The following is a 14836-nucleotide window of genomic DNA, read 5'->3' on the forward strand; positions in this document are numbered from 1 at the left end:
TGAACGCGCCGCCCGCTCCAACCGTCACGTCCAGCGGGCTTCGTGCGCGCCGATGCGCGCCGGCGGCAGCGCATAAAACGCAGGCGTCTGCTCCAGTTCCTCCGCCGGCAGCACGCCAAGCACACGCCCGAACTCCGATTGCACGCTCGCGACGCAATCGCGCACATCGTCGAGCGACACCTCGGGCGCCTGCTGCCCATCGGCCAGCAGCCCGAACGACTGCAGCCAACGCCCCGTCTGCGCAAGAGACACCTTCACATGCCAGCTGCCGCCCTCGCGAGCGCGCCGCGCGAGCGCGACCATCGCGCCGAACGCCGCCAGATAGCCGGTCGCGTGATCGAGCGCCTGACACGGCAGATGCCGCGGCTCGGCCGAACCCGCCGCCGCGCGCTCGGTCCACGCGATGCCGCTCGCCGACTGCACCAGACTATCGAAGCCGCGTCGCTGCGCCCACGGCCCTGTGTGCCCGTACGCGCACACCGAGACATAGACGATGCCGGGCCGCAGCCGCGCCAGCTCGTCCGGCCCGAAGCCGCGCGCCTTGAGCGCGCCCGGACGATAGGCCTGCAGGAACACGTCGGCATCGCGCGCGAGTCCGCGCAACGTGTCGCAGCCTGCCGCCTCGCGCAGATCGACGATTGCCGAACGCTTGCCGCGGCCGTTGTCGATCACGAGCGGCGCGATGTTCGGCAGATGGGGCCCGTTGATCGTCAACACGTCCGCGCCATGATGCGCGAGCGCGCGGCCGGCCACCGGTCCCGCGATGATCCGCGACAGATCCAGCACCCGCACACCCGCGAGCGGGCGGTCGATACCAGGCTCGGCGTCAGTGGCGGCGAGGCGCGGCGGCTCGGCCGGGGCGTCGCCGATGCGCTCGATCTCGAACAGCGGCAAGCGCGCGATCGCTTTGGCCTGCTCGAGTGCGGCCCATTCGTCGGGCGTGCGAATCAAGGCGGCGCACAGGCCCGCGTCGGCGAGCGTTTGATCGAGCGTCGCGCCCTCCCAGCCACGAATCGCGGCCGCCACCGAGGGCCGCCCATTGTCACAACCGAGCACCTCGAGCACGCCCTTCAGGTGATGCGCGAAATTCGTATGCAGCTGAATCCAGCGGCCGTCGCCCGTTTCATAGAAGCCGGTGACCGGATCGCGCAGCGCGGGCGGCGGCCCATCGTCGATCCGCAAATAGCGTTCGCTGCGAAACGCCGCCAGCGCGCGACGCATCTGCACCGACACCTGTTGCAGGCGAGCGCTGCGCAAGCGCCAGTATTCGGCGGCGGCGAGGCCCGTCGCGGCGATGGTCGACGCCGCGAGGCTGCCGACACGGTAGACCGACGGCAAGCCGGGATCCGCGCCGGCGAGCGACACGGCGTGCAGCGCGACCGGATCGCCGCCGGCGAGGGTCCAGATGTGCTTGAGGGCGAGTTCGGGCGTCATGGGATCGGGCGCGCTGGCCGCGCGGATAGGAAGCAGGTACACCGAGTCTAAATTTGCGCCTTGCCGCAATCAATCTTGATTATGATAATCAACATATATTGATTTCTTCGGTTTATACGCACTTTTATGCCAGCCCCGATTTACCTGAGCGCCGCCGAAGCGGCCGCAACGCTCGGCGTCAGCGTGCCGACGCTGTACGCGTATGTGAGCCGAGGCATGCTCGGCTCGTCGCCGGATGCGCAAGGCAGGCATCGGCTCTACGATGCCGCCGAGGTGCGCCGCCTCGCGCGTCGCAAGGCGGACGGCAAACGCGCCGGCAAGGTCGCACAGAAGGTGCTCGACTGGGGCGTACCGGTGCTCGAATCGTCGATCACGCTGGTCGCGGACGGTCGGCTGCTGTATCGCGGGCACGATGCGATCGAGCTCGCGCGCAGTGCGTCACTCGAAGACGTCGCGGCGCTGTTGTGGGAATGCAGCGCGCGGCGCATCGCCGATGCGCCCGTCGTGCCGCTCGCCCCCGCGCAATGGGCCGCGTGGCTCAAGCTGTGGAGTGACAGCACGCCGCTCGATCGCGCGCTGGTGCTGCTGCCGGCCGCCGCCGCGCAGATGCCGCGCGTGTGGGCGCTCGGCCGCGATGCGCAGCTCGACACCGCGTGCGCCGTGATGCGGCTGCTGGCCGCCGCGATGCTGCCGGCGGCGCCGTCGAACGAACCGCTGCATCGGCAGATCGCGACGGCCTGGCGGGTGCGCAGCCGTCAGCAAAGCGGACTGCTGCGCGCGGCCCTGGTCGCCTGCGCGGATCACGAGCTGAACGCGTCGACGTTCACGGTCCGTTGTATCACGTCGACGGGCACGCACCTGTTCGGTGCGGTCGCGGGCGGGCTCGCGGCGCTTTCCGGGCCGCGTCACGGCGGCGAAACCGTGCGCATCGCCGCGCTGCTCGATGAGGCGTCGCGCTCGCCCGAGCTGGACCGTTATCTGGCGAACCGTCTCGCGCGCTACGAGCACGGCGCGCAAGGTCCGGTGCTGTCGGGCTTCGGTCATCCGCTCTATCCGGACGGTGATCCGCGCGCGCGGTTGTTGCTGACGATGCTCGCCGACTGCGCGCCAGCCCGCTCGCCGCTCAACGAGGTGCTGCAGGTCGCGCGAGCGGTGCGCGACACGACCGGCGCGGAGCCGACGGTGGATTTCGCGCTTGCCGCGATCGAGCGCGTGCTCGGCTTGCCGAGCGGGGCCGCGTTCACGCTGTTCGCGCTCGGGCGGGTGGTCGGCTGGATCGCGCACGCGATGGAGCAGGCGCGCGATGGCCGGTTGATCCGGCCGCGGGCGCGGTATATCGGGGAGTATGAGGCGGGAGGTGCTGCTTAGGGACCAGGAAGAGGCGGCTCGCCGTTCGCCCTGCATCAGACCACGCCCGGCCGACGCGCCAGCCAAGCCGGCATCGGCCAGCCGAATAGCAGCGTCGGCAACCTGCGTTCCGAGCCGCTCGCCAGCGCAAAACGCGCCCCGGCCCGCCCGGCGCTGATCCATGCCACCGATCCACGCGCCAACTCGATCGACTGCCCCGCCGCCAGCCAGTGATCCTCATGCTCGCCCTCGACGGTCAGCCAGACGTTGCCGCTGATCACCTTGAAAATCGTCGGACGCGCAACCCGCCAGGCCGTGACGGGCTCGCCATGTTCCAGCTCGAAAACTCGCACTTCTCGCATCGCCGTTCTCCTCGATGAACTTTCTGTTGTACCGATTATTGACGTGCGATGATCGGAGACCCATGCACAGTTCCGAACACTTTCATCGGAACTGTTCAGTCAAAAAACCGAACAGTTGGCATGGCTCGCGCGGCGCAGGTTTAAAACTTTCGCGTTCGCAGGCCGGCGACAGAGGCAAGCGCATGAAACTCGAAATCCGGCTCGATCGGGACAACGGCGTGCCGCTGACCGAGCAGATCGTCGCGGGCGTCTCGGCGTGGATCCGCTCGCGCAATGCGCATCCTGGCTCAAAGCTGCCGTCGATCCGCCAGTTCGCCGCCGACTTCGACGTAAGCCGCTTTCCGGTGATCGAGGCATACGACCGGTTGGTGTCGCTCGGCTATGTCGACTCGCGCCACGGCTCCGGCTTTTACGTCGCCGATCGCCAACCGACAGACATGCGCTGCCAGGGCACTTCGGACCCGCGCCGCGCCGATGTCGAGTCGGACCATCTGCTCGAGCAATTCAACTTTCCGGGCGAGACGCTGAAGCTCAGCACCGGTTTCATCCCCGAAAGCTGGCGCGACATCGATGGCATTGCGCAGGCGATCCGCCACGTGTCGCGAACCGATCCGGCTAGCATGGTCGAGTACGCGACGCCGCTCGGCAACCCGGTCTTGCGCGAACAGTTGCGCGGCCGCATTGGCCAGTTGGGCATCCAGGCAGACGCATCGCAGATTCTGATCACCAATGGCGCGAGCCAGGCGTTCGATCTGCTGGTGCGCTACATGCTCAAGCCAGGCGACACGATCTTTGTCGAGGACCCCGGTTACTACAACCTGTACGGCCTGTTGCGCCTGCACGGCATGAAGCTGATCGGCATTCCACGCACCGGCAATGGTCCCGACCTCGACGCGATGCAGGCGCAACTGAAGCTGCACCGGCCCAGATTGCTGCTCATCAACACCGTGTTCCACAATCCGACCGGCACCACGGTCGCACCGCAGGTCGCATTCCGTTTGCTGCAAATGGCGCGAGAGCATGGCTTCCAGATCATCGAGGACGATATCTACGCGGATTTTCAGACCGAGCTCACCGACCGCCTGGCCACCCTCGACCAACTCGAACAGGTGATCTACATCGGCGGATTGTCGAAAACGCTGTCGTCTTCGCTACGGGTCGGCTGCGTGGTTGCGAGTCACGCGATCATCAAGGACCTGGTCGACATCAAGATGCTGACGAGCATCGGCTGTTCGCGCTTTGCCGAAGCGGTGGCGGTGTCGATGCTGGAGCGCGGCGCATATCGCAAATATCTGGAGCGACTGCGCCGCCAGATGCGCGGCGCGCTCGGCTCGACCGTCCAGACACTCGAAGATGCCGGCTGGGAGATCTTCGAAGAACCAGCGGGTGGCAAGTTCGTGTGGGCACGCGTGCCGCATGTCGCGGACGCCGAGCGGCTCGTTGAATGCGGCGTGCCCCTCGGAGTGACGGTGCTGCCTGGACAGTACTTCAGGCCGAACCGGGAGGTGAGCCCGTGGATCAGAATTCATGTGGCGTTTGGCAACGAGCCACGGGCGCAGGCGTTTTTTCATGCGGCGGCGCAGTTGCCGCCTGATGCGTGAACACGGCGCGGAGCGCGGCCGTGACGCAGCGCCGACACCCGCGCAACGCTGCGCCGCCCGCTGCGCCGGGACCCGCTTTTCCCTAGAATAGCGAGTCCCAGCCCGACCGAGCGCGCCCAGCCACCTCATATGTCCACGACGCCGCCTCCGCCCGCCCTCGCTCCCGATATCCCCTCGGGTCCTTCGCCCCGCTCGCTGACCGTGATGCTGTGGCTGGTCGCCACCGGCTTCTTCATGCAGACGCTCGATTCGACGATCGTCAACACCGCGCTGCCCGCGATGGCGACAAGCCTCGGCGAGTTGCCGCTGCGCATGCAATCGGTGGTGATCGCCTACTCGCTGACGATGGCGGTGATGATCCCCGTGTCCGGCTGGCTCGCCGACAGACTCGGCACGCGGCGCGTGTTCTTCAGTGCGATCCTCGTGTTCGCGGTGGGCTCGTTGCTGTGCGCAAACGCGCATACGCTGAACCAACTGGTGCTCTTTCGCGTTCTTCAAGGCGTGGGCGGCGCGATGCTTCTGCCGGTTGGGCGGCTCGCGGTGCTGCGAACCTTTCCGGCTGAGCGCTATCTGCCGGCGTTGTCGTTCGTGGCGATTCCGGGGCTGATCGGACCGTTGATCGGACCGACGCTCGGTGGCTGGCTCGTCAAGATCGCGTCGTGGCACTGGATCTTTCTGATCAACGTGCCGGTGGGCATCGTGGGCTGCATCGCGACGTTTATCTTCATGCCGGATAGCCGCAACGAACACACGGGCAAATTCGACCTTGGCGGCTACCTGTTGCTGGTGGTGGGCATGGTGGCGATTTCGTTCGCGCTCGATGGCCGCACCGAGTTCGGCATTCAACATGCGACGGTGCTGGTGCTGCTGATTCTGAGCATGGCGTGCTTCGTTGCATATGGGCTGCACGCGGTGCGCGAGCCCGCGCCGATCTTCCCGCTCGATCTGTTCAAGATCCACACGTTTAGCGTTGGGCTGCTCGGTAATCTGTTCGCGCGGATCGGCAGCGGCTCGATGCCCTACCTGATTCCTCTGCTGTTGCAGGTGAGCCTCGGGTATAGCGCATTCGAAGCTGGGCTGATGATGCTGCCCGTGGCGGCCACGGGCATGGCGACGAAGCGCCTCGTGACGAAGCTGATTCTGAAGTACAGCTACCGGCGCGTGCTGATGGCGAACACGATTCTGGTCGGCCTGATGATGGCGAGTTTCGCGCTCACGAGCACGCATCAGCCGCTGTGGCTGCGGCTCGTGCAACTGGCGATCTTCGGCGGCGTGAACTCGATGCAGTTCACCGCGATGAATACGTTGACGTTGAAGGACCTCGGCACCGGCGGCGCCAGCAGCGGCAATAGCCTGTTTTCGCTCGTGCAGATGCTTTCGATGAGTCTCGGCGTGACGGTGGCCGGTGCGTTGCTGACAACCTTTACCGGCATCATGCAACGCGTGACCGGCGCCAATTCGCTGCCCGCGTTTCATGCGACGTTCCTCTGTGTCGGCATCATCACCGCATGCTCGTCATGGATCTTTGCGCAGTTGTCGCCGGAGATTCGCACGCCCGCGAAAAAGACCGATCCTTCGGAACGTACTTGAAAGCCGCACGAGCCAGGACGACGCATCCTCGTGCACTCGCGAACGGATTTCCGGGCATCGCTCCGCGCGCGCCGCACGCAGCACCCTTGCACGGCGTCGCCGACCCGCAACAGGGCGCGTCCCGCACCAGCGAAGTGCGCGTTGTCGCCTTCGTACCGCGGCGGGCGCACAATGATTTCCTCGGAGCATTGCTGGTGGACGCTCGAGCTGTGTTCAAACACGCGCATAGTTCTTGCTCGTCTATCCTGTAAACTCTTGGTCTGCGCGCGCGAACTCCTGCCTGGCCCAGCAAGCGCCGCCATTTCCACACGACTGACACGATGAGCATGATCGAACTCGATCCTCCCGGCTTCCAGCCACCACGCCCGATGGCCGGCGACGAAGGCTCCCGGCGTACCGTTCTCTATGGCGGCTACACCGTTTTCAGCGTGTTTCAGCCGGTCTTTTCGGTATCGCACCGGCGCGCGATCGGGTATCACGCGTCGCTGCGCGTGCACGACGAGCATGAGCGGCAAGTGCCCTCGCACGAAGTCTTTACGCAGGCCGCGCGACGCGGCGATCTGCTGGAACTCGGACGGCTGGCCGAATCGCTGCACCTCGGCAACTTCAACGCATTCGACAGCCACGACGAATGGCTCTTCCTCAGCCTGCATCCGGCCGCACTGATGGACACCAGTTACGGCGACGCGCTGCTTGCCAGCCTGAAGGCGCTCGGCCTGCCGCCGCAGCGCGTGGTGCTCGAAGTATCCGAACAGGCTGGCGGCGAAACCACGCGCTTCGCCGAAATCGTCGATTCGCTGCGCAAGTCCGGTTTCCTGATCGCGCTCGACGGCTTTGGCGCCAAGCATTCGAACATCGACCGGGTGTGGAATCTGCGGCCGGACATCGTCACGCTCGACCGCTGCATCCTCGCGCAAGCGAGTGAACACTCGCATATCGAGCGCGTGTTGCCGGGCCTCGTCTCTCTGTTGCACGAGTCTGGGCAACTGGTGCTGATGGGCGGTCTGAGCACCGAACGTGATGCGCTGATCGCGCTCGAATGCAATGTCGACTTCGTCCAGGGCGCATTTTTCGCGGGTCCGAGCGTCGAACCCGTCAAGCCGCAAGTTGCCGCTGGCCTGATGGATTCGCTCTCCGCTTCGCTGCGCGAACGCGTTGCCGCTCGAGAGAAAGCGCAATCCGCGCGGCTCGCGCCGTATGTCACGGCGCTCGAGGCAGCCGCCGCGCAGTTGGTTGCCGGGGAATCGATCACGCAGGCGACCGCACCTCTGCTCGCGCTCGGAGAAACGGCGCGCTGCTTTGTTTTGGACGGTTCGGGGCGGCAGATCGGCGACAACGTGCTGCCGCCGGGCCGCACATCGCAACGCGCAAAGCGCTTCAGCCCGCTGCTGCATTCCGAAGGCGCGAGTTGGGAGCGCCGCCCGTACTTCATTCAGGCGATGCGTCAACCGGGGCGGGTTCATCTGACGCCGCCGTATCTGTCGATCAACGAAGCGCATCTGTGCGTGACCGCCTCGATTGCCGCGCACACGTCGCATGGTACGCAGGTGCTATGCGTCGACATCAACTGGGAAGTCGCGGCTCACCGTAACTGACGCCCCCGTATGGTCCTTGATGCGGGCAAGCAGTTCCGTGACCGCATCACGGCCCAGCATCCGGTTGGTCGCCTGCAGATGCGCGGCGCTGGTCAGGATGCGCAGCGAGACGATTTTCGCCGAAAGGTCCGTTTTGCCATCCGTCACCACGTCGATTAACCCGACGATGTCGCCGTCGCAGAACAGTGCGATGCACACCGCACCCGCCATCGACACCACCTCGGCATGGCTCGCCTGTTGCGCGAGCGATGTGACTACAGCCATCCACTTCGGACCTGAACCCGGTTCGCGGTCGCATTGCGCTTCGGTTTCAGGCATTGGCCCTTGTGCTCGAAGGGCCGGGTTGGCTGTGGGGAACGGAGGGGGCGGAGCGTACAAAGGTACGTCGCTGATCAGTTGCGGCGCATCGCTGAAAAGCTGTAGCAAGCCCGCCCGGTCTTGCGCTTCGAGCGCCGCGCGCAAACGCTCGACGATTCGCCCATGCACCGCCGGATCGGGTCGCTCCAACGGCGCCCCCGCACGTCTCAGACGCTCCTTGGCGCGATGAACCATTTGCCGGCAAGCGGCCGGTGTGCGCTCGAGAATCGAGGCGATTTCCGCATAACCACACTCGAACGCTTCATGCAGGACGAGCGCCGCGCGTTCGTCTGGCTTCAGATGTTCGAGAAGCAGCATCACGCCGTACGACATATCTGCCGCTCGCAACGCCAACTCCTCCGCCGATGGTGCGACCTCGTCGAGCCACGGCTCCGGCAACCAGCCGCTAGCCTGTGACGCACGCTCGCGCCGTGCATGACGCAGACGGTCGATCGCCGTGCGCGTGGTGAGCGTGGTGAGCCACGCGACCGGCGTTTGCACCGCCTGCGTATCGGCCAGGTGCCATTTGAGCCAGACATCCTGCACCACGTCTTCGGCCTCCGCGCGACTGCCGAGCATCCGATATGCGAGTGCCAGCAGACGGGCGCGCGCGGCCTCGAAACTGGATGCCTTGTCGATTCCCTGTTCCGTCATGCGTAGACCTCCCGATGGTGCGTGGTGAAAAAGCGGCTGCATACCGGTGGCATGGCTCAGGCGCGCGTCATACTCGGTATTTCTGAGCTTGACGCATGGGCAACCGGTGATGTGACAGCGCGGCGCAAAAAAATTCGCTGTCACAACGCCAGCGGCTGCTTCGTCAAATGAGCAACAACCGGCGCATGTCACGCGGCTTCTGATCCGCGGCGGCCTGCGCATCCCGGAATGCCCGCGCCATCCATCCTGAACGAGGAATCCATGCCTTCCAGTTACCCGTCTGTCTCCGGCCTCGGCCTTGTGCCCACGGTGATCGAACAATCCGGCCGGGGCGAACGTGCCTATGACATCTACTCCCGCCTGCTGCGCGAGCGCATCGTCTTTCTTGTCGGGCCCGTGAACGAGCAGTCAGCCAGTCTGATCGTCGCGCAATTGCTGTTTCTCGAATCGGAGAACCCCGACAAGGATATTTCTTTTTACATCAACTCGCCCGGCGGCTCCGTGTATGACGGCCTCGCGATTTACGACACCATGCAGTTCATCAAGCCGGAGGTCTCGACCTTGTGCACGGGTTTTGCCGCGAGCATGGGCACTTTTCTGCTCACCGCGGGTCAACGCGGCAAACGGTATGCGCTACCCAATGCGCGCATCATGATTCACCAGCCGTCGGGCGGCGGTCAGGGCACCGCGGCGGACATCGAAATCCAGGCCAAGGAGGTGCTGTATGTACGAGCGCGTCTCAATGCGATGATGGCCGAGCGGACCGGACGCAGCATCGAAGAAATCGCGCGCGATACCGACCGCGACAACTTCATGTCGGCGCTCGAAGCGAGGGAATACGGATTGATCGATGACGTGCTGGAAGCTCGCGCGACATGGAACAACGCAGGCCGTCGCGACACCCTGTAACGGAACTGACATCGAGCCGCCCGCTGGACCACCGGTTGGACCGCTGGCTGCAAATTCCCACCTACCGATCGGTGCGAGCGCACCACAAAAGCTGCTCACCTTCGCTGGAATCGCTATCATGTCGCGATTCGTCGACTTCGACGACCGCTTCAATGGAGATACACATGGCGTCATCCAACGAAAACGTCAGCATGGCGCTGTTCTGCGACTTCGAGAATGTCGCGCTTGGCGTGCGCGACGCGAAGTACGACAAGTTCGACATCAAGCTGGTGCTCGAGCGCCTGCTGCTGAAGGGCAGCATCGTCGTCAAGAAAGCGTATTGCGACTGGGATCGTTACAAGAGCTTCAAAGGCGCGATGCACGAGGCCAATTTCGAGTTGATCGAAATTCCGCACGTGCGCCAATCGGGCAAGAATTCCGCCGACATCCGGCTCGTCGTCGATGCGCTCGATCTCTGTTATACGAAATCGCACGTCAATACGTTCGTCATCATCAGTGGTGATTCGGATTTCTCGCCGCTCGTGTCGAAGCTGCGCGAGAACGCCAAACAGGTGATCGGCGTCGGTGTGCAACAGTCCACCTCGGATCTGCTGATTGCGAATTGCGACGAGTTCTTTTTTTACGACGATCTCGTACGCGAAAGTCAGCGCACAGTCGTGAGGCGTGAATCGTCGCGCCAGCAGCAAAGCGCGCAGCAGGCAGCCAAACGTGCGCCTGACGAAGAGAAAGCCCCGCCCAAGGAGGATCTGGAAAAGCGCCGCAGCAAGGCCGTTGAAATTGCGGTGCAGACCTTCGACGCGCTCGCTTCCGAACGTGGCGACAGCGGCAAGATCTGGGCGTCCGTGCTGAAGAACGCGATCAAACGGCGCAAGCCGGATTTCAACGAGACGTATTACGGGTTTCGTGCTTTCGGCAATCTGCTTGAAGAAGCGCAGGCGCGCGGGCTGCTCGAATTCGGCCGCGATGAAAAGTCAGGCGCGTACGTCTATCGAAGCTCAGCCGTGAACGTCGCGAGTGAAGCGGCAAGTGAAACCATCGGCGAAACCGCGGCGGAGCCTGCCGAAACGGGGTCGGCTGAAGCGGTATCGGCTGAACAGGCGGCCGAACATTCGTATGAAGCGCAGGCTGCGCAAGCGGCCGCGTCCGAGTCGGGCGGCAAGCACAAGTCGCGGCGCAAGGAGCGCAACAACCGCAAGCCGGGGCGGGGTCAGCAGGAGGCCGCGCACGGCAAGCGCGGTCACCACGAAATGGCTGATGAAGAGCATGCGGCTACCGATCCGGCTCTCACCGAACACGCGGAACCCGCCGAAGAGGTCGAGCGGCAGGAACGGCGTGAACACGCGTCGCTCCCACATGAGTTCGTCACTGAACCGATAGCTGAAGAGTCCAAAGCTCGCGCTGTAACAGCGGAAGCGGATACAGCCGCTGAACAAGTCGTTTTCGGCCAAGGAACCGACCATTCCACCGACAGCGACCAATCGGCGCTGCGTCAAAGCGCCAAAAAGCGCGCATCGCGCAAAACGGCCGCGAAGAAAGTGAAGAAAAGCACGCCAGGCACGATCGAGGAAGTACCTGAGATCGCAGCGCCGGCCGCGCCCCCTGCTCCAGCAATCAACTCGGAAGAAGGGTCTGAGGCCGCCAGGAAGGCAGCCCGTAAAACGGCGTCCCGGAGCCGTCGCCCGCGCAAAGCGGCATCGACCGACAGCGCGGAATAAGGAGCGGCACGGATTCGACGATCGTCACTAAAAGCTACCGCCCAACCGTCCTTCGGACTTGAAATGCAGTACCGGCCGACAATGCAAGACAAGCAAGCCGGCCGGCCTCAGCTATCACCGCTCAGTAAGCCGGATAAGGCGCGTACATGACGGGCGGAGGCGGCGCGTAATAAGGACGGGGCGCGACGTACACCGGCTGCGTCGAATAGTAAGGCTGCGGCTGAACGATTGTCTCGCCCTTCGAGGTCATGCACTGGGCGTAGGCGGTGTCGTAGCGCGCCTGCATGCCGGTCGCCGAATACTGGGCGCCATTCGCGCCGTTCGCGCCCCCGATCAGCAGACCGCTGCCGGCGCCGATCGCCGCGCCCGCGCCGGCGTTGCCCGCCGCGGCGCCGAACAGCGCGCCGATCGCCGCGCCGCCGAGCGTGCCGAGCGCCGCGCTGTTCACGCTGTTCGTGGTGGCCGCCTGCGCAGCGCCGGACGGATTCGTCGATTGATTTGCGTAGTCGCGGCACGCGTAGTCGTTCTGCTGGAACTGGCTGAGCGGCTCGCCGCTGCGCGGCATCGCGGCTATGCTCGGGCCGCTCGGTGGCGCCACTGCGCAACCGCCTAACGCGAGCGCGATAACGGCGGCGGGAATCGCCAGGCTGATCGTTTTATTGCTGGAAATCATGGCGGTGCACTTCGGAGGATTGGAATTCAAACGTTAGGCTAATCGCGAAATTCCGTGGTTACGGCTCAGTTACAGAAAGTTTTTTGCCCGGCTGGCTGGCCTCGACCTTGCTGCGAGTCACCGCGGCGATTGGTACGTTATATCAAGTAATGCTTGTAGATGAGTTGGCAATCAATTGACACGACGCCGGCTGCGCCGAACGTCGTACTCCAGCAACCGAGCACGACGACCTTCCCGAGCGCCGCGAACGCGCAGAACTTCCAGTACATGAACGATCCGCCGCCAGTGCCCGCCCCCGGCCAGTTCGGCGAAGTCGACGGGCGGGGATCGGGGTGATCGGCATCGGCAGATATCCAGGAATTCTGGCCCCGACGATTAGCCGCAGGGCAATTTGACTTAGCGCCGCGCGCCCCGCCAAACCGCAGTTACCAACTGTGACAAACTTCTTTCAGAAGCGCGTAAGAAGGGCATCCCTCGGTGGTAAGCAATACAATCCCTCCCCTTCCAATCGCCTCCAGAAAGAAAAAGCCCTCGCGATCGAGGGCTTTCGTCTCTGGCTACCATCTTCAATCGCGACCGCCAGGATCACGACATCAGACGGCGATCTGCAACCGGCATGTGCCGCGACAATAAAGTTTGGAAAGCAAAAGTATCATGTTGTCGCAGACGGGCGGCAAATCGTCGGACTGCTATACCAAATTTCGTATCGGAATCGCTCCATTCATACCCAGTTGCATACGACCCCCGCGTTATTAGGGCGTTTAGACTGCGTTGAAATCGTCATGAAAGGACATTTCTTGACTTTATTGTTCGTCGACGCCGGCAGCAGTGGTTGGGTAACTGCGCTCATCTCGAGCGCAAGAAAGCGTTGGCGCGATCAAAAGGTTTTCGATCTATCGTTCGCCGCTCTAGCTCCCTTGAACTGCGAACCTTGTCAAGTTCTGCGCCTCATCGTCGCTAGTCGACCCCGAAGAGACATTCAGCTAGCTCGTAAGCGGTCGTTCACCTCGTACAAACGATGGGGTTACAGGCGTACAACCCGTCATATATCCGAAGAAGCACAAAGGGCGACGCGCGCTCGATTTGAGCCTTGCTACGGAACTGCCTCCAGCCAGCCCGGATGGCTTTAACCGTTCGCGATGTTGAACCGCACTCAGCCTGCAACCAGTCGAAAAGTGCGGCTCGAATAAGTGCACGTTGCATCTGTGCAAAGAGCCCAGGCGTGTCAGCGCTCTCATCAAAGCCGAACCGTTGACGATGCAAGCGCCGCCTTGCGATGCCCACCGACTGTCCACGCAATCGCGGTGCCGACTGCGAGAGCTAACAGGCATGCAGTCGGAACAAGCATGGGTGCGACATGGCTATTACTAACTTTGCCGACGTACGGCATCAGGTTCTGTGCGAAGAACCCTCCGAGATTGCCGATGCAGTTGATGGCGGCGACACTTGCCGCGGCTCGAGCGCCGGAAAAGAAGCGCGGGGGAAGCGACCAGAAACAAGGGTACAGCAGAGGAATACAGGCGCCACCCACACACAGGGCGATGAAGCGCAACGAGACCGTCGGCAATACGAGGCTGGAGGCAAAACATACAACGCCGATGCCTGCGACCACGACCATTGCTTTTAACACCACCTGTTCACGTTTGAGCTTCCCGGGAAGCCAAAGCAGAAGAAGTGTCGCGAGTGCCCACGGAATCATGTTGAGCAGGCCGTTGACGCTCGACGAAACGCCCCAGCTCTTGACCAGCGTAGGCAACCAGTACGTAACACCGTACAGCGACGTCGACATCAGCATGTAGGTCGCTGCGAACATGAGAACCTTCGGGTCAAGCAATGCCGCCCATGGCCGGGACGCCTTTGCTTCCGGGGACGCATCGCGCACAAGCGCTGCGACCACAATGTCCTTCTCGTCCTGGGAAAGGAAGTTCGCTTCCTTGACGGAGCTCGGTAGATATTTAAGCGCTACGAAGGCAATCAGTATTGCCGGAAGACCGGTGGCAAGGAAGACCCATTGCCAACCCGCCAGTCCCAGTGTTCCGCCCAAGGAAAGGAGCAGCCCTCCGACCAGCGCGCCAAGCATGTTTGCCAGCGAACTGCCGAGGGTAAAAAGGCCAAGCACACGTGTCCGGTAGCTTTGAGGAAACCACTGCGTCAGGTAGTAAATGACGCCTGGATAAAAGCCGGCTTCAGCAACGCCCAGCGCAAACCGAAACGAGTAAAAAGCTGGCAGGGACCTGGTGAACGCCATTAGCACTGTAACGACGCCCCACGTAATCATGATGCGAGCGAGCCACGTCCGGGCCCCAAAACGATGAAGCGCCAGTGTGCTGGGCACCTCAAACAGGAGGTAGCCAATGAAAAACAGCGACGCTCCAAGGCCATACGCGGCTTCCGTCATGCCGAGTGCCTGAACCATTTCCAGTTTCGCGAAGCCCACGTTCTGCCGGTCGATGAATGCGATGAGAAACATGACAATCAGCAGCGGCATCAGCCGCCATGCCATTTTCTTCATTACCTGCTGCTCACGTGTTACGGACGTAGACATGTTCGCTCCAAGTTCCATGCCCGCTGCCGCTCGACTGGCGTTTCGAAAACGGTC

General features: G+C 63.3%; 13 protein-coding genes. 8 read left to right on the forward strand and 5 right to left on the reverse strand.

Translation table 11 applies throughout. The annotated features are described in order from the left end of the window. Positions 1–24: 24 nt before the first annotated feature. Complete coding sequence (locus tag HDG32_RS29420; RefSeq protein WP_184072721.1) at positions 25–1434, reverse strand: CoA transferase; 1410 nt, start codon at positions 1432–1434, stop codon at positions 25–27. Positions 1435–1560: 126 nt separating this feature from the next. Between HDG32_RS29420 and HDG32_RS29425 the strand changes: the two genes are divergently transcribed. Further along, positions 1561–2802, forward strand: coding sequence for a citrate synthase family protein (locus HDG32_RS29425; RefSeq protein WP_184072677.1), 1242 nt, complete (start codon positions 1561–1563; stop codon positions 2800–2802). A gap of 35 nt (positions 2803–2837) precedes the next feature. Here HDG32_RS29425 and HDG32_RS29430 read toward each other — a convergent pair whose 3' ends face one another. Further along, complete coding sequence (locus HDG32_RS29430; RefSeq protein ID WP_184023083.1) at positions 2838–3143, reverse strand: DUF2917 domain-containing protein; 306 nt, start codon at positions 3141–3143, stop codon at positions 2838–2840. Positions 3144–3325: 182 nt separating this feature from the next. Here HDG32_RS29430 and HDG32_RS29435 point away from each other — a divergent pair, with 182 nt between their 5' ends. From HDG32_RS29435 to HDG32_RS29445, 3 genes are all read left to right on the forward strand, one after another. Next, positions 3326–4744: a PLP-dependent aminotransferase family protein gene (locus tag HDG32_RS29435; RefSeq protein WP_184072679.1), complete on the forward strand. Its 1419-nt coding sequence runs from the start codon at positions 3326–3328 to the stop codon at positions 4742–4744. 129 nt (positions 4745–4873) lie between these two features. Then, the gene (mdtD, locus tag HDG32_RS29440) at positions 4874–6334 is read left to right on the forward strand and encodes a multidrug transporter subunit MdtD (RefSeq protein WP_184072681.1); all 1461 of its coding nucleotides are present in this window, start codon (positions 4874–4876) and stop codon (positions 6332–6334) included. 320 nt (positions 6335–6654) lie between these two features. Next, a complete protein-coding gene (locus HDG32_RS29445; protein ID WP_184023079.1) occupies positions 6655–7929 on the forward strand; it encodes an EAL domain-containing protein in 1275 nt (424 codons plus the stop codon). Here HDG32_RS29445 and HDG32_RS29450 read toward each other — a convergent pair. Then, a complete protein-coding gene (locus HDG32_RS29450) occupies positions 7885–8940 on the reverse strand; it encodes a sigma-70 family RNA polymerase sigma factor (protein WP_184072683.1) in 1056 nt (351 codons plus the stop codon). The genes HDG32_RS29445 and HDG32_RS29450 overlap by 45 nt on opposite strands. A 24-nt stretch (positions 8941–8964) precedes the next feature. On the opposite strand from HDG32_RS29450, the gene HDG32_RS29455 reads away from it, so the two are divergent. The 3 genes from HDG32_RS29455 to HDG32_RS29465 all read left to right on the forward strand — a co-directional run bounded on the left by HDG32_RS29455 (position 8965) and on the right by HDG32_RS29465 (position 11564). Continuing rightward, positions 8965–9111 carry a hypothetical protein gene (locus HDG32_RS29455; protein ID WP_184072685.1) on the forward strand — a complete coding sequence of 49 codons (147 nt, stop codon included), beginning with the start codon at positions 8965–8967 and terminating at the stop codon, positions 9109–9111. A gap of 90 nt (positions 9112–9201) precedes the next feature. Next, on the forward strand, positions 9202–9849 hold the full coding sequence (gene clpP, locus HDG32_RS29460; RefSeq protein ID WP_018421618.1) for an ATP-dependent Clp endopeptidase proteolytic subunit ClpP: 648 nt from the start codon (positions 9202–9204) through the stop codon (positions 9847–9849). Positions 9850–10013: 164 nt separating this feature from the next. Then, positions 10014–11564, forward strand: coding sequence for an NYN domain-containing protein (locus HDG32_RS29465; protein WP_184072687.1), 1551 nt, complete (start codon positions 10014–10016; stop codon positions 11562–11564). A gap of 121 nt (positions 11565–11685) precedes the next feature. Here the strand turns inward: HDG32_RS29465 and HDG32_RS29470 are convergent, their stop codons facing one another. Then, positions 11686–12237 carry a glycine zipper family protein gene (locus HDG32_RS29470; protein ID WP_184072689.1) on the reverse strand — a complete coding sequence of 184 codons (552 nt, stop codon included), beginning with the start codon at positions 12235–12237 and terminating at the stop codon, positions 11686–11688. A gap of 159 nt (positions 12238–12396) precedes the next feature. On the opposite strand from HDG32_RS29470, the gene HDG32_RS29475 reads away from it, so the two are divergent. Beyond that, positions 12397–12573, forward strand: a complete 177-nt coding sequence (locus HDG32_RS29475) for a hypothetical protein (RefSeq protein WP_184072691.1) — start codon at positions 12397–12399, stop codon at positions 12571–12573. A 901-nt stretch (positions 12574–13474) separates the two neighbouring features. Here HDG32_RS29475 and HDG32_RS29480 read toward each other — a convergent pair. Beyond that, the gene (locus tag HDG32_RS29480; protein ID WP_184072693.1) at positions 13475–14782 is read right to left on the reverse strand and encodes an MFS transporter; all 1308 of its coding nucleotides are present in this window, start codon (positions 14780–14782) and stop codon (positions 13475–13477) included. Between the last annotated feature and the right edge of the window lie 54 nt (positions 14783–14836).

Origin of the sequence: Paraburkholderia sp. CI2 (assembly GCF_014201055.1) — a bacterium.
Taxonomy (GTDB): domain Bacteria; phylum Pseudomonadota; class Gammaproteobacteria; order Burkholderiales; family Burkholderiaceae; genus Paraburkholderia; species Paraburkholderia tuberum.